Source organism: Acinetobacter sp. YH01007 (assembly GCF_013420425.1).
Taxonomy (GTDB): Bacteria; Pseudomonadota; Gammaproteobacteria; order Pseudomonadales; family Moraxellaceae; genus Acinetobacter; species Acinetobacter towneri.
On record NZ_VOYC01000004.1, the window covers coordinates 184383 to 199322 of the forward strand.

12 protein-coding genes, 1 tRNA gene and 1 pseudogene are annotated in these 14940 nt (G+C 40.9%); 8 read left to right on the plus strand and 6 right to left on the minus strand.

The features are described 5' to 3' along the window. Positions 1–22 precede the first annotated feature (22 nt). Positions 23–1219, minus strand: a complete 1197-nt coding sequence (locus FTT74_RS03295; protein ID WP_179988557.1) for a hypothetical protein — start codon at positions 1217–1219, stop codon at positions 23–25. A 244-nt stretch (positions 1220–1463) separates the two neighbouring features. Here FTT74_RS03295 and FTT74_RS03300 point away from each other — a divergent pair, with 244 nt between their 5' ends. The 3 genes from FTT74_RS03300 to FTT74_RS03310 all read left to right on the plus strand — a co-directional run bounded on the left by FTT74_RS03300 (position 1464) and on the right by FTT74_RS03310 (position 6803). After that, the gene (locus tag FTT74_RS03300; RefSeq protein ID WP_179988558.1) at positions 1464–4568 is read left to right on the plus strand and encodes a multidrug efflux RND transporter permease subunit; all 3105 of its coding nucleotides are present in this window, start codon (positions 1464–1466) and stop codon (positions 4566–4568) included. Positions 4569–4732: 164 nt separating this feature from the next. Continuing rightward, a complete protein-coding gene (mgtE, locus tag FTT74_RS03305; protein WP_179988559.1) occupies positions 4733–6067 on the plus strand; it encodes a magnesium transporter in 1335 nt (444 codons plus the stop codon). 145 nt (positions 6068–6212) lie between these two features. After that, positions 6213–6803: a DUF4112 domain-containing protein gene (locus FTT74_RS03310; protein WP_004972119.1), complete on the plus strand. Its 591-nt coding sequence runs from the start codon at positions 6213–6215 to the stop codon at positions 6801–6803. A 111-nt stretch (positions 6804–6914) separates the two neighbouring features. On the opposite strand, the gene htpX is transcribed toward FTT74_RS03310, so the two are convergent. Together htpX and FTT74_RS03320 are read right to left on the minus strand one after the other, a co-directional pair. After that, a complete protein-coding gene (htpX, locus tag FTT74_RS03315; protein WP_004972117.1) occupies positions 6915–7820 on the minus strand; it encodes a protease HtpX in 906 nt (301 codons plus the stop codon). A gap of 188 nt (positions 7821–8008) precedes the next feature. Continuing rightward, positions 8009–8896: a lytic transglycosylase domain-containing protein gene (locus FTT74_RS03320; protein ID WP_218947067.1), complete on the minus strand. Its 888-nt coding sequence runs from the start codon at positions 8894–8896 to the stop codon at positions 8009–8011. A gap of 557 nt (positions 8897–9453) precedes the next feature. Here FTT74_RS03320 and ttcA point away from each other — a divergent pair. Both ttcA and FTT74_RS03330 read left to right on the plus strand, forming a co-directional pair. Further along, positions 9454–10374 carry a tRNA 2-thiocytidine(32) synthetase TtcA gene (gene ttcA, locus FTT74_RS03325; protein ID WP_104853169.1) on the plus strand — a complete coding sequence of 307 codons (921 nt, stop codon included), beginning with the start codon at positions 9454–9456 and terminating at the stop codon, positions 10372–10374. Positions 10375–10622: 248 nt separating this feature from the next. Further along, positions 10623–11006 (plus strand): SCP2 sterol-binding domain-containing protein, encoded by a 384-nt coding sequence (locus FTT74_RS03330; protein WP_004972111.1) that lies wholly within the window; start codon positions 10623–10625, stop codon positions 11004–11006. Positions 11007–11169: 163 nt separating this feature from the next. Here the strand turns inward: FTT74_RS03330 and FTT74_RS03335 are convergent, their stop codons facing one another. Next, positions 11170–12285: a transglycosylase SLT domain-containing protein gene (locus FTT74_RS03335; protein ID WP_004972108.1), complete on the minus strand. Its 1116-nt coding sequence runs from the start codon at positions 12283–12285 to the stop codon at positions 11170–11172. 363 nt (positions 12286–12648) lie between these two features. Here FTT74_RS03335 and greB point away from each other — a divergent pair, with 363 nt between their 5' ends. After that, on the plus strand, positions 12649–13146 hold the full coding sequence (gene greB / locus FTT74_RS03340; RefSeq protein WP_004972106.1) for a transcription elongation factor GreB: 498 nt from the start codon (positions 12649–12651) through the stop codon (positions 13144–13146). A gap of 86 nt (positions 13147–13232) precedes the next feature. After that, positions 13233–13322 (plus strand) — tRNA-Ser (locus tag FTT74_RS03345). A 104-nt stretch (positions 13323–13426) separates the two neighbouring features. Here FTT74_RS03345 and FTT74_RS03350 read toward each other — a convergent pair. Then, positions 13427–13849: a hypothetical protein gene (locus FTT74_RS03350; RefSeq protein ID WP_179988560.1), complete on the minus strand. Its 423-nt coding sequence runs from the start codon at positions 13847–13849 to the stop codon at positions 13427–13429. Between the two features lie 98 nt (positions 13850–13947). Here FTT74_RS03350 and FTT74_RS03355 point away from each other — a divergent pair, with 98 nt between their 5' ends. Further along, positions 13948–14862, plus strand: coding sequence for a restriction endonuclease (locus tag FTT74_RS03355; protein ID WP_257221819.1), 915 nt, complete (start codon positions 13948–13950; stop codon positions 14860–14862). Here FTT74_RS03355 and FTT74_RS03360 read toward each other — a convergent pair. Then, a pseudogene (locus tag FTT74_RS03360) lies at positions 14824–14940 on the minus strand (transposase); the annotation flags it as partial. The gene FTT74_RS03355 and the pseudogene FTT74_RS03360 overlap by 39 nt on opposite strands.

A 14940-nucleotide genomic window follows, 5' to 3' on the forward strand; every position in this document is an offset into this window, starting at 1 on the left:
CTTAGGCAGCTTTTGAATATGTTTAGTTACTACGTTGTAGGGTAACAGAGTCTTCGCCTTGCGGATGCAAGGTTAGGCTTGTTCCTGAGATGCTGTAAGTTGCATTCACTTTACTGCCATCCCAAGAGTCTTGTAAGCCACCGCAATCGTTGGTGTCATATAACACTTCTGTTGCGGCAAGTGTATTGGCTGTCATTGAATATTTGCCATATTCAATACCTGGGTTAGCGCAATCATCATCGCCTTCAGTGTCTAACAAGAAATAGAATCCTGTGTCAAAGAAAGCAAATAAATGAGTTTGATTAAATTGCCAAGTGCCGACTAAACCTGATGATTGTTTGACTTTAGTTAAAATATAGGTGCTATTACTTCCTACATCGGTCAGCACTAAATCTGTACCGTTATAACTTAGGCGGTAATGACCATCATTGTCTGGATGTGAAAGCCCGTAGTCTCCATTAGTATCTACTGAGATCACAGGGCTCAGCGCTGAAGTTAAAGCATTCCAATTTAGTCGTCCTGTTTCGATACCAGACTTCCCTGTTTCATCAGCTACATCTGCTTCACCTAGCGCATAACGTCCGTCTGGTAAAATATGTAATATAACAGCAGTGCTTTCAGTACGCCCAATTTCCCAAGTGCCTGCAATATCTTTATAGAAAGTGGCTTGGAAGTTTTCTGCAGCTTTTTCAGGTGTCACGATTCGATCTAGTGGGATATCGGTTTTAGGGATCACTTCATTGACAAACGTAGTTGAAAACTCTGCGGGTGTTTGCTCGAAATTCATATTCACAGCGGTTAAGGCTGTTTGAGTGTCTGCAGTAATTTCAATTCCATTGCTATGGTCGCCATCGCTATCTAAAGATTGTAAAAATACCATTAAGTTGGTACGGGCATTTTCACTTTCAGCCAAATCTAGTGGGGTAATACGTGCTTTAGCTTCAATGGCTTCACCAAGTTGCACATCACCAATAAAGAAGCGAACAGTATCACCCTCAGCATATTCAAACTCACCTTTATCATTGGTGATACCTTCAATACTTTCACCTGAACTCGAAGCTCTGAGATATTTAACCCCAGTTACAGGGCCATCGGTCAGTACACCAATCTGTGTTGCTGAACTCGGTGGCGGATTCTGATTGCTACCAGAATCATTGTCTGACCCGCCACATGCACTGAGTAAACCTGCTAAGGCTAAGCAAATTAACGTTTTTTTCATCATGATTTCCTTGTCATCTCGTTGTTTATAGACAAAGTATAAAAACATGGCTGAGTCGCTGCATATCCTAAAATGAGGAGGTTAAGGGCTTAAATCTGTGAGAAAAAATGAAGAAAAAACAATATTTTTGTGAAAAAGTATAATTTTTTGATTTTCAGTCACGGAAGATCCACTCGCCTATGTTAATTTGAAGAAAAATATTGCGTGTTTAAGCCCAATCGCCACCAGAAAGTGATCTTGTTCTATGCTGTCTAAATTTTTTATTGAACGTCCTATTTTTGCAGGTGTGCTCGCCATTGTGGTGATGGCACTGGGGATTTTTTCAGTATTAAATTTACCTGTAGAACGCTACCCAGACATTGCACCACCTCGTATCACCGTCAGCGCAACGTATACAGGAGCTTCGGCAGAAACTGTTGAAGAAAGCGTCACACAGGTTTTGGAACAGCAAATTAAAGGCTTAGATCACTTACTGTATTTCAGTTCTAGCAGTGATTCTTCAGGACGAAGTCGCATCAGCATTAGCTTTGAAAATGGTACCAACCCCGATACCGCACAAGTCCAGGTACAAAATGCGATTAATGGCGCAATTAACCGCTTACCTGAAGATGTGCAGCGTCAGGGGGTAAATGTCTTTAAATCATTGGGTGATACCCACATGGTCATTGGGCTGTACGATGCCACAGGCAAAAGCAGCAATATTGCATTGTCTGACTATATGATGAGTCATTTAGAGCAAGAGTTGGCACGCATTGAAGGTGTGGGTGAGGTCGATGTTTTTGGTGCGCAATATGCAATGCGGATTTGGCTGAATCCGATAAAGTTAAAACAATATGTGCTGATGCCAAGTGATGTACGTGCTGCGGTATTGGCACAAAATACTCAAGTTGCAGCAGGGGCAATTGGTGAATTACCCACAGCACAAGAACAATATCTCAATGCCAAAGTCACCTCAGGTTCACGCTTAAAAACGGTAGAAGAATTTGAAAATATTATTTTAAAAGCAGATCAGGCAGGTGGCTTTGTTTATTTAAAAGATGTGGCACGTATTGAACTTGGTGCAGAAAATTATCAAAGCTTTAATACCATTAATGGTTTTCCATCGGCAGGGATGGGGATTTCATTATCTTCTGGTGCCAATGCGTTACAAACTTCAGCCTTAATTCAAAAACAAATTGAGCATTTAAAACAACAATTGCCCGAAGGTTACCAAATTGTCTATCCACGAGATAACACGCCTTTCGTGCAGGAATCAATTAATGAAGTGGTGAAAACTTTAATTGAAGCGGTGATTTTAGTTGTCATCGTGATGTTCTTGTTTTTACAAAACTGGCGCGCGACGCTCATTCCTACCGTAACCGTGCCTGTGGTGATTTTAGGCACTATGGCCGTGTTGCAACTCTTTGGCCTAAGTATTAACACGCTGACCTTATTCGCTTTGGTTTTAGCGATTGGTTTGTTGGTGGATGATGCGATTGTCGTGGTCGAAAACGTCGAGCGTTTAATGCACGAACAGCAGCTCTCGGCTAAACAGGCATCTATCGCATCTATGCAGGAAATTAGCGGTGCTTTGGTCGGCATTACCTTAGTTTTGACCGCAGTATTTATTCCTATGGCATTTTTTGGTGGTTCGACTGGGGTGATTTATCGCCAGTTTTCCATCACCTTAGTCACTGCGATGGTGCTGTCTTTAGGTGTGGCCTTAATTTTAACGCCTGCCTTGTGTGCCTTGATTTTAAAACCCAATCCACAACCAGCCCAATGGGCCATCTGGTTTAATCAAAAACTGGAACGCTTAAAACAACACTATCTCAAATTATCAGGCTGGACGATTCAGCATAAAGCGGTGTGTCTGGTTATTTTTGCAGGTTTATTGACGGTGTTTGCCTTGTTTTACCGTGCCTTACCTACCAGTTTTATCCCGAATGAAGATCAGGGCATGTTGTCGGTGCAATTTAAATTACAGGAAGGTGCGCCGTTGTCTAAAAGTCGTGAAGTGGGCGAAAGCATACGTGAATACTTTATGCAGCATGAAGCCCACAATGTTGATTTGGTGATGATTCGTTATGGACGTAATTTTTCGGGAACAGGGCAGAATTTAGGGCAGGGTTTTATTGCGCTAAAACATTGGGATGAGCGTCAAGGGCAACAGCATACCGCACAAGCTATTCGTGAACGTGCCATGCAGCATTTTCGACAGCATCCCAATGCACAAATTACCATTGGCATGCCCGCAGCAGTTCGTGGTTTGGGGCAAACCGATGGCTTAGAGTTCTGGATGCGCGATGTGAATGGTACAGGACGCGATTTTTTAATTCAGCAATTTCAAAATTTACAGCAGCAAGCCGCTCAATATCAAAGCTTTAAAAATTTAGATCAACGTGCCAATCCTGAAAAAGCGGAGTTAAACGTCACGATTGATCAGAAACAGGCGATGGCAGCAGGTTTAAATCAAACGGCTATTAACAGTACCTTAGCGGCAGCTTGGGGCGGTAGTTATATCAACGACTTTATTGACCGTGGTCGAATTAAACGTGTGATTATGCAGGGTGATGCCGAATTTCGTGGTAAACCTGAAGATTTGAATCAATGGTCGGTACGCAGTCAGCAAAATCAAATGGTACCTTTTAGCCAGTTTGCTCAACTCAGTTGGAGCGGTGGGCCAGAAGTCGTCAATCGTTTTATGGGGTATAGCGCCGTGCAAATGGAAGCCGATACTGCCGAAGGATATAGCTCAGGGCAGGCGATGCGTGATTTAGAACAGATGGTGGCACAGCAGCAGGGCATTGACTTGGCATGGAGTGGGTTGTCTTTTGAAGAAAATCAGTCCAGCAATCAGGCTTTGTTACTGTATTTGGTTTCCATCGGGTTTATTTTCTTATGCCTTGCTGCCTTGTATGAAAGTTGGAGTATTCCAACAGCCGTGATGAGTGCCATTCCTTTAGGAATTGGTGGAAATATTATTTTCAGCTATTTGGCAGGTTTCCCGAACGACATTTATTTCCAAATTGCCTTGCTTACCACCATTGGTTTGTCATGTAAAAATGCCATTTTAATTGTGGAGTTTGCTTCGGCTGCGCAGCAACAAGGCAAACAGGTGATTCAAGCCGCTTTAGAAGGTGCAAGCTTACGGCTCAGACCTATTTTAATGACCTCATTGGCATTTGGTGCAGGTATTTTGCCGCTAGTATTTGCCTTTGGTGCAGGTGCAGCAAGCCGTCAGGAAATTGGGGTGAGTGTTTTAGGTGGAGTTATTTTTGGCACAATTTTAGTGCTTGTTTTTATTCCGTTTATGTATGTGCTGGTTCGTTCTATATTTCAAGTGAATCGTTCATCACCCATAAACTAAAGATGTTTTTTATTAGGCACTTAGCAAAATTATAGGCTATGATATGAAACGCTAAAAATCTTGTATAAATCTACAGATTTTCGGGTTTTTAAGGGTTGGTTTGGGCTGAGAAACTTTGCCCATTCTTCATTTTACGTTTTGGAATGATGGAGTGGGTGAGATTAATGACCAATCTGCACGCTGAACAGTTAGAACAAGCCTTGCAATTACATCAGTCAAGTACAGTGCGCAGCTTGATCGATGGTATCAACCCTGCCGATTTAGCCGACTTAATGCAGCACTTGAGTCTGAAAGCACAGCTGAGTTTAATTGAACAAATTGACAGTGCTGCCTTGGTGATGGAGTTTTTACCACTGCATTCGCAACATCAAATTGCAGAGGCGATGGCACCGCAGCAATTGGTCAAACTGATTTCAGCCATGCATTCAGATGACCGCACCGACTTATTTAAGTTACTTTCTCCGCATTTACAGCGTTTTGTCAGCTTACACATTACGGAAGAAAAACGCGCACAGATTCAGACTTTAGCGCGATATCCTGAAGAATCTGCGGGCGCGATTATGAGTTCGGATTTCGTGGTGCTCTCACCAGAACTGAACATGCAGCAAGCCATAGATGAATTACGCAGAATGACCACAGATCGGGAAACTTTATACCTGATTTATATTGTCGATGAACTGATGAAACTATTGGGGGTGATTTCTTTAAGAGAAATAATTCAAAACCCGCCTGAACAGAAAATTAAAAATGTGATGCGCACAGATTTAGTCACTGGTTTAGTGACAGAAGATCAGGAAAGTATCGCGCAAAAACTCAGCCATTATGATTTTTTGGCCTTACCGATTGTAGATGATGCACAGCATTTACTGGGGATTGTCACCTATGATGATGCGATGGACGTGGTACAGGCAGAAACTACAGAAGACTTTTTAAAATCAAGTGCGGTAGCGTCTTCACCTGGCATGAGTATAAAAACTGCGCCAATTTTATTTTTATATCGCAAACGTGTGTTTTGGTTGGTGATTTTGGTATTTGGCAGTTTATTGTCTGGAATTGGCATTGCGCATTATGAAGACACTATTGCAGCACATATTGTACTGGTTTTTTTCTTGCCGCTTTTGGTCGGTAGTGGTGGTAATGCGGGTTCTCAGTCTGCGACCTTAATGGTACGGGCACTGGCTACAGGTGATGTGCAATTTAAAGATTGGCTGCATTTACTCGGACGTGAAAGTTTGGTGGCGCTATGTTTGGGTGGAACTATGGCTTTTGCGGTTTCAATTTTAGGCTATTACCGTGGCGATATGATGGTGTCTGTGGTATTGGCACTGAGTATGCTGGGCATTGTGCTGATGGGCTGTTTAATTGGCATGAGTTTGCCTTTTATTTTGCATCGCCTGAAACTAGACCCTGCCAGTGCCTCTGCGCCTTTGGTAACCTCGATTTGTGATGCAACGGGCGTGGTGGTGTACTTATTTATTGCTTCACAGTTGTTACTTTAAACACTGTCGGTGATGATGACTTATTCAAGACCTCATCTTAAACTTTTTGCATTGATCAAAATTCTGTTTATAAAATCATAACAGACCTGAGTAAAAAACTGCTTTATTCTCAAGTAGATTGCATTTACCCAACGATACGTTTTCTATGCCAGAACCTGCATCTTCAAAAAAACTTAGCCAGCAAGAGGTGATTCGCTTAGAGCGCGATTTAGCCAAGTTTGCCAATATGATGGATTCTGTGGTGCGTATTCCATTTACCAAGCAGGGCGTGGGAGCAGATGCCGCATTAGGCACTGTACCTGTCGCGGGGGATGTCGCAGGTTTTGCACTGACCTGTTATGCGATTTATAAAGCCAAACAAATTGGTGTACCACAAACCAAACTCACTCCCGTGATTAAACTTGCTGTGATGGATGCAGTAGTTGGTTTTGTGCCAATTGTCGGCACAGTATTTGATGTATTTATTCGTCCAAGCCGTAAAGCTTTAGATGTAGTGCATACGCATATCCGTGAAGAATATCAGATTCACAGTGAGCATCATGTGGTACATCCTTTTTTACATGAGCGATTGGAACGTAAACAGCAGCAGTCAGCATTTTGGCGTAATCCTGTAGTGGCATGGCTGTGGCTACATTTGCCTGATTTGCTTGGTGTGATTTTTCTTATTTTCTTTATTTGGGCAGCATGGCTCGGTGCAAGTTGGTTGTGGCACTGGTCACAAAGTTTTGCTGTTTAAATGAACCTGTTTAAAGTACAAAACCATCTGGCAGATCTAATTTACAGACATGAAAAAAGCTTCCCTGAGGAAGCTTTTTGGTGTCGCTGTTACAATATCTTGCTAGCAGTATTAAGGTAAATTTAATTGCTGTAAAGCTGCAACACGTTGTTCAATGCTTGGGTGAGTTTGGAATAACGCTGCCAAGCTAAAACCTTCTTCTTTACCTGCAGAAATCGCAAAAGCTTTCATTTCTTTTGGCATTGCATCAGGCATTTCAGATTCTGCTTGTAAGCGTAATAATGCAGAAATCATGGCTTGTTTACCTGCCAAACGTGCACCTGCTTCATCGGCACGGTATTCACGTTGACGCGAGAACCACATCACGATTGAAGAGGCCAAAATACCAAATACGATATCCAGTACAATGGTAATTGCAAAATAAGCCAAGCCTGGTGCTTCGCCATCTTCACGACCAAATACGTTACGGTCAATGAAGTCACCTGCAACACGGGCAAAGAACATGACGAATGCGTTGACCACACCTTGAATCAGTGCCAAGGTCACCATGTCACCATTGGCAACGTGACCAATTTCGTGTGCCAAAACTGCACGTAATTCATCTTTGTTCATACGCTCAAGCAGCCCTGTAGATACAGCCACTAAAGCATCGTTTTTATTCCAACCTGTTGCAAAAGCATTCGATTGGTAAGAAGGGAAAATACCCACTTCTGGCATTTTGATACCAGCACGCTGCGACAATTGCGCAACTTCATTTAATAACCACGCTTCAGCTTGGTTACGAGGGGCATTCGGGTCAATTAATTCAGTCCCAGTTGTTTTTTTCGCCATCCATTTAGACATGAATAGTGAAATTAAAGAGCCAACCATACCAAAGACAAAACAGATGACCAACAGGTTGCCTAGGTTTAAGCCACCCGCGCCATGGTAACTACCGACACCGAAGAGTGACAAAATTATGCCAGCTACAACCAGTACCGCGAGGTTGGTTAGCAAGAACAAACCAATCCGCATCATTGAGTAAATCCTCTTATATTAAAAATGTAATCTGATTTATTAATAAACCATGCCGTAAATATGCGGTGTATGTATTAAAAATTCAAGAAAAATAATAAAACTGTACTAAAAATATTTTGAGCTGATACTGCAATCGGCACTTCATTTGAGCTTGCGGCAACGCAAGCTCAAATGAAGTGCTGTAGCTTTTATTCTGAAATAAAAATACGTGCCGAAGCCGTGGCATTCCCTGTCGCGTAAGAACCTGCAGGTGCATCGGTAAAGCGACCATCGGCAGCCATAATAATTTGACGTTGTGGACGTTTGTTTGCCGCCACTTGATGATTACTGGCAGTGTAATTGTCTGACTGCGCAATCACTTGTGCATTTTGACTCTGAGTATTGCTATTGTTATTTGCCGTAATCGCGTTACTGCCAGAACTTGCACTAACGCCGCTAGCATATAGGTTGTTATAGCGACTGGTCACACGACGTACATAATCCTGTGTTTCACGAAAAGGCGGTACACCGCCGTATTTTGCAACATTGCCTTCGCCCGCGTTATAACCCGCCAAAGCTAAAGTGGTGTTGCCATTAAAGCGTTTGAGTAACCAAGCCAAGTATTTTGCACCCGCCATAATGTTTTCATGCGGGTCATAAGCGTTGCTGACATTAAAACGTCGTGCTGTCGCAGGCATGAGCTGCATTAGACCTTGTGCACCGACAGGCGAGCGGGCGTTGACATTAAAACCTGATTCGGTATGCATCACTGCTTTAATTAGACCTTCTGAAACACCGTGTTGTTGTGCTGCTTGCTGAATAATGTGGTCAAAGGCGTTTTTATTGCGGCTATAACTTGGCAATACCGACGCTTCGGAATTGCCCCAGTTGCGATAACTGTGAATATTGCTGTCTGGATAATATGTGACTTTTACTTTTGTCAGTGAACGATCTGCACTTTTGCGGTTAGTCAGCAAGGTACTGCCATTGCTGTCCTTATACATATAAATTTGACCTGCGTGCGTTGTCGTTGCCAAAGGCATGATGCTGGCAGTCCCCAAAATATACAGTAAAAAGGCATTAATTTTATTGTTCATGCTGTGAATACACTAAAAGCTGTCCCCAAACAGTTAATAGGAGTTTAACAAAAATCTCACAGATGAAAAGGCTTTGTACAAATTCATTTACAGTAGTGTCGAAAAAAATCAAGCTTAATTGCTGACAGAGTAATCAAAAAAAATATTTATTTTTTTTTAATTGGATCAGCTTGACACACTTAAGTGTATGATTTTAAATTAAAATAAAATCGATCAAAAAGTAATCAATTTAAAGAGAAGCCTTAGAATAACGGCAAGAGGCGTTGTCAAGTTGTTTTAAATCCACAAAGTTATCCACAGCTTTTGTGGAAAACTGTGGAAAAGTCCAAAAGATAAGCATCTTGGCGAAAAAGTGAACCTGAGGGTTCAAACTTGCCACAGAAAAAAACGATCTGCGCAGATAGAAATAAAGTGTGTAAACAGAAATGAACGCGCAGTCAGAAATTAAGTTCTTTGACGAAAAGGAAGATTGCGATGAAATTACATTCTTTTGATGCGGGATTGGTCTGAATCGGCTAAAATTGCGCGGTAATTTTTTTCATGGGTTAATCGCGTCTATGTTCTCACCAGTTGAGTCCGATCAAGGCTTTAATTTCAAACCAGAACTTCCAACCAGCTCTGCGTATTATCGTTTGTTGAAAAAGCTGCGTCGTCAAGTCGGGCATGCGATTCGTGACTTCAACATGATTGAAGATGGCGATAAAGTCATGGTGTGTATTTCTGGTGGTAAAGACAGTTATACCTTGTTGGACATTATGTTGCAGTTCAAGCGCATCGCACCCATCAATTTTGATGTGGTGGCTGTGAACTTAGACCAAAAGCAACCAGGCTTCCCTGAAGATGTATTGCCGCGTTATTTAGAAGAAAATAACATCCCATATTACATATTAGAAAAAGACACCTATAGCATCACCAAGCGTTTAACGCCTGAAGGTAAAACTTACTGTGCAGTGTGTTCGCGTTTGCGTCGTGGTTCTTTGTATGGCTTTGCGCAGGAAATAGGGGCAACCAAAGTGGCGCTTGGGCATCACCGTGATGATATTTTGGCGACTTTTTTCTTAAACTTGTTCCATGGCGGTAGCTTAAAAGCCATGCCACCGAAGTTGTTGTCATCAGACAAGAAAAATATGCTGATTCGTCCACTGGCTTATGTGGAAGAAAAAGACATCATTAAATATGCAGAAATGCGTAAATTCCCAATTATTCCGTGTAACTTGTGTGGTTCACAGGAAAACTTACAGCGTGCCATTATTAACGACATGTTACGTGAGTGGGATAAAGCACATCCTAAGCGTTTGCACAGTATTTTTGGCGCATTACAGAATGTATCGCCATCGCAGTTGGCAGACCGTGAATTATTCGACTTTGAAGCGTTAGACAGCCAACGCGTATTTGATTTTGCCGATCAGGCCGAACAAAACGCAGCAGAGCAAAACAAACGCATCAATATGGTCAATTTAGGCTACGCTGCAGACTAAGCGATAACAGCCTGTCAATCCCTTTAAAATGTAATCAACACCAAGCCAGAGCTTGGTGTTTTTTTATGAATTTGATTTATTTGAGAAAGTCGTCATTTCGACTAAAAATACAAAAACTGAACGTCCCGTACAAAATTTCTTAGCCTTTCACGAAAGGTTCATGCTATAACAATCAGCAAGCAAAACAGCTTAATAATGATGGTGTCTGGATAGACAACACACATGCACAAATATATTGAGGAAAAATCATGCCTGCTTTTTTAACTGATGATTGGTTTGCAACTGTAGAAAATTTAACGGCTCAAGCTGGTGATTTAAACCTACCTCCAGCACTTGCAAATCTGGCAATTAACTTAGTGGTGACTGATGCTGCAGGCAACACAGAATTGTCTTTAGATGGCGGTAAAATCCAAAAAGGTTTGGCGGACAACGCAAAAACAACATTAAATATGGATGCGGAAACTTTACGTAAAGTATTCCTAGAGTTTGACATGGCGGCTGCTATGCAAGCCTTTATGACAGGTAAAATCAAAGTACAGGGCGATATGTCACAATTAATGGCATTACAAACTGCAAAACCAAGCCAAGAACAAAAAGACTTATTTAAGAAGATTCTTGAGCAATCTGCTTAATTCAAGCGATTTACGCTGTAGCAGGCGAATTTCCCGCTATAGTACAAAAAAGCCTAGCTGAAGTATCAACTAGGCTTTTTTATGCACTGCAGCTTTAACAGCGCATTATTCATGTTTGAATTGCAGCTGATATACACTGCAACTCAATCACGCGAGGTAAATTTTAGATATTCACCAATTGCGGTGTGGTCTTAATATGCTCAAGGTAGGCGCGAATACGAGTCACATATTGCACTGCTTGACGATAACGACCGTTGCTCGCTTTGTTACGGTCTAAATACGCATATAGGTTAACCCAATTGTTCGGGTTTTTGCCTTGTGAGCGAATACGCTTCTGAATTTGACTGACTGCACCAGGACCCATGTTATAAGCGACTAGGGCATACCAGTTACGATCAGGAAATGGAATATGCTCATAACGGCTCAGCATTTGGTCATAATACTTAGCACCACCCTGAATACTTTGTGCAGGATCGGTACGGTTGCTTACGCCCATCGCTTTGGCTGTATTATTGGTCAGCATCATAATACCGCGCACACCTGTTGGCGAAACCGAGTTGGGTTTGAGGTAAGATTCCTGATAACCAATTGCCGCCAAAAGATGCCAGTCTAAATCGTACTGCGTGGCAGTCTTTTTAAAGTTGGCCTTATATAAAGGTAAACGATTACGCAAATCCCGCTGGATCACATCCCACGATTCTTGTTTGACCACATTACGATTATAAAATGAAGCCAATTGGGTAATTGAGCCGTTTTGCTTGCCACGACAAACAAAGTTGCTTGCGGTTTGGCTAAGAGGATCATCTGCGTGTTTAAACACCCAGTTCAGCTCACTATTTAAACCATTACGCTTTAAAGTATTTAAATCGCCGCAACTGGCAGAAAATGCCGTGAGTTGCTGCTTTTCGATGCTTTGGATACTCGACGTGGTCATGGCAAAGTTCGCTTTACCAGAAGACACCCATTTTAAAGCGGTCGCATTGTCGCTTACCGTTTTAAATTCGAGTTTCACATTCATGCTGTCGGCATAGTTACGCACAAGGTCATAACCAAAGCCATGTAAATGTTGTCCATCTTTAAACACTGTGGTTGGATTTTCCACAGACACAACGGTCAATTTGTTCTGATTGACGACGCTGTCAAATTGATGAACGGCTTTGCCTGCGTTAATACTGTGGAATGGGAGAAGAACAGTACTGAAAGCGAGGACTTTGAATGGGAGGCGATTAAAAAATGAGTGAAGGCTAAGCCTAGACCCAGACGTTGAACTACTGTGCATGTTGGCTCCGCTACAAGTAATTTATGCCCTAAAAAGCAAAGGCAACACACCTTAAACTTTTTCAAGTTTGATAAATTCAATAAGGGTTGGGCAGTCATGACGTCATTCAAAATGACTTGGGATTAAAGGGAAAATGTGTAAAATTTATACACAGGTTAAAAAGTGATCAAAACTAAAAGATGTGCGAATAATAAAGATGAAAATTTTGGATGTCAAATTTTGTACATAAATTTTTTGAAAAATGTAACATAAGATATTCATTTCATTGAGAAATAAATTTTATAAATTTTTATTGTGTATAAAAATGCAATAAAATATAGGATTGATGTTAACCAAATGTAAAAAACCGGCTGCAAAAACACCATGAAATCTAACTTAATTACACGTTCTGGACACGATAAACTCGTGGCAGAGTTACAGCATTTGTGGCATGAAGAACGCCCTGAAATCACCAAAAAAGTAAACTGGGCGGCAAGTCTCGGCGATCGCTCTGAAAACGCAGATTACCAATATAACAAACAGCTTTTGCGTAAAATTGACCGTCGGGTACGTTATTTGGGCAAGCGTTTAGAAGAGCTGCGTATTGTCGATTTTGCACCAGAACAAGAGGGTAAAGTATATTTTGGCGCATGGGTCGAAATTGAAAATGAACAAGGCGAGCAAAAGACCTTGAGAATTGTGGGCGTGGATGAAATTTATGATCATCATCCACAACATATTTCGATTGATTCACCTATGGCTAGAGCTTTGTTGTCTAAACAGGTAGATGATGAGGTGGAAGTGCAGACGCCGTTAGGCAAAAAGAGCTGGTTTATTAATTCGATACGCTATGAAAAGCCTGAAATTGCAGAAAATGACTGATTTTTGATTTTATTTTGAACATTTGGATCATAATTTTTAGAAAATATTTGCCAAGCTGAATTTTTCTTTATATGATAGCCGCCATTGGAAGCGTGGCAGAGCGGTTTAATGCACCGGTCTTGAAAACCGACGAGGGTGTGAGTCCTCCGTGAGTTCGAATCTCACCGCTTCCGCCAAATATCAATGACTTAGCCCTGACATACTCAGGGCTTTGTTGTATTTGGGGGTTATGCAAGGTAAGCCTGTAGTAAGCATAATAAAAACTTGGTTTGAGTTTAAATTATTGTTCAAGACTAAATACAATCTCAAATTGGATACCATCCCAAATAGTTAATTCACCGATCCAATTGGTTTTTGCATTAAATCTTTTAGGGTATTGGCTGCCATCTTTGCCATCTAAAATATTTTGAAAATCCGAGCTTTTATCGAGCATAGCTATAATAGGTCTAATTTTTAATTTTTCTTCTAATGCTAGATCAAGGTTTTTCTTAAATTCATTACGTCCATTACCAGACCATCTATCAATACGGTCACGATAAACCTGTTTTCTTTCAGTTGGATGTTTAGATAATAAAGGTTTATGACCCCATAAACTAACAATTAGCTCATTATTAGAGCTAATTGAAGATACTGACCAGTTCGGATTTTTAAGATCAGCATCAAATTTTTTAAACTCAGAAACGATACCCACAATAATACTCATATTCAAATTAATCCTTATTTAAGATATGCTGAACGGCATAAATTACAAGTATTTAAGGTTAATAAATGTCTGATACTCCGACTGTTTGGGGTGTACACATGGGCGTACATGTTGGAACTGAGCCAGTTGAAAAAAATTACATTGGAATTGGCTGGTCAGAGTTAGGTGATTTAAGTCAGATTGATGCTGATAGGGAAGCCTTTAAATTTGCTTTGCAAGCAAAGCAACCTGATTCTTCAATGCCTTCTATCCGAACTCAGGTAGCCACAATTTACAGATTTATGCATGTGGTAAAAACAGGAGATTATGTGGTATACCCATGCAAATCGGATAGATTGGTCTATATTGGTATTATTAGTGGAGATTATGAGAGAGCTAATTCTGAAGACGAAGATGCTTATTTAAATCGTCGTCCTGTAACATGGCTAACACCTAATGGAGTCCCACGTAACAATTTTTCTCAAGTAGCGTTATATGAAATTGGTGCTTACATTACGTTGTTTGAAATTAAGAAAACAGCAGGTGATTTTTTAAATGCTGTAGGTATTGAATACCAAGCTACAATAAATAAAGACCCAATAGTTGAGTTACAAGAGCAAGAATTAGAACAAGAAGAAATACCCGATGATGAAACAGTAACTAAAGTAATTAATGAAACAGCAAAATATTCAACTGAAGATTTTATTATTCGCAGATTACATCAACATTTAAACGGTTATCAGTTTGAAGAATTTGTCGCTCATTTGCTTGAATGCATGGGGTATGTTGCTAGGGTTACTCAGAGGTCGGGTGATGGCGGTGTTGATGTTATTGCTCACAAGGATACACTTGGCTTCGAACCCCCTATTATTAAGGTTCAATGTAAAAAAACTTTAACATCTAATGGCTTACCTGAAATAAATCAACTTTTAGGTACTCTTGAAGATGGCGAATATGCTTTATTTGTTAATCTTGGAAGTTATAGTAAGCTGTCATTAAAAAGTAAACATGTATTCTTTTCCGAATTGGTTTGATACTCTCTCCACCCATTGCTCTATTTTATCAGCTGTCATGACTTGAAAATCTCGCCAATAATATTTCATCTGCTTCCA

Excerpts from the sequence above, each read along its gene's own strand:
- FTT74_RS03295 (WP_179988557.1), bottom strand. The coding sequence starts at position 1,219 with ATGAAAAAAACGTTAATTTGCTTAGCCTTAGCAGGTTTACTCAGTGCA.
- FTT74_RS03300 (WP_179988558.1), top strand. The coding sequence starts at position 1,464 with ATGCTGTCTAAATTTTTTATTGAACGTCCTATTTTTGCAGGTGTGCTC.
- mgtE (WP_179988559.1), top strand. The coding sequence starts at position 4,733 with ATGACCAATCTGCACGCTGAACAGTTAGAACAAGCCTTGCAATTACAT.
- FTT74_RS03310 (WP_004972119.1), top strand. The coding sequence starts at position 6,213 with ATGCCAGAACCTGCATCTTCAAAAAAACTTAGCCAGCAAGAGGTGATT.
- htpX (WP_004972117.1), bottom strand. The coding sequence starts at position 7,820 with ATGATGCGGATTGGTTTGTTCTTGCTAACCAACCTCGCGGTACTGGTT.
- FTT74_RS03320 (WP_218947067.1), bottom strand. The coding sequence starts at position 8,896 with ATGAACAATAAAATTAATGCCTTTTTACTGTATATTTTGGGGACTGCC.
- ttcA (WP_104853169.1), top strand. The coding sequence starts at position 9,454 with ATGTTCTCACCAGTTGAGTCCGATCAAGGCTTTAATTTCAAACCAGAA.
- FTT74_RS03330 (WP_004972111.1), top strand. The coding sequence starts at position 10,623 with ATGCCTGCTTTTTTAACTGATGATTGGTTTGCAACTGTAGAAAATTTA.
- FTT74_RS03335 (WP_004972108.1), bottom strand. The coding sequence starts at position 12,285 with ATGCACAGTAGTTCAACGTCTGGGTCTAGGCTTAGCCTTCACTCATTT.
- greB (WP_004972106.1), top strand. The coding sequence starts at position 12,649 with ATGAAATCTAACTTAATTACACGTTCTGGACACGATAAACTCGTGGCA.
- FTT74_RS03350 (WP_179988560.1), bottom strand. The coding sequence starts at position 13,849 with ATGAGTATTATTGTGGGTATCGTTTCTGAGTTTAAAAAATTTGATGCT.
- FTT74_RS03355 (WP_257221819.1), top strand. The coding sequence starts at position 13,948 with ATGGGCGTACATGTTGGAACTGAGCCAGTTGAAAAAAATTACATTGGA.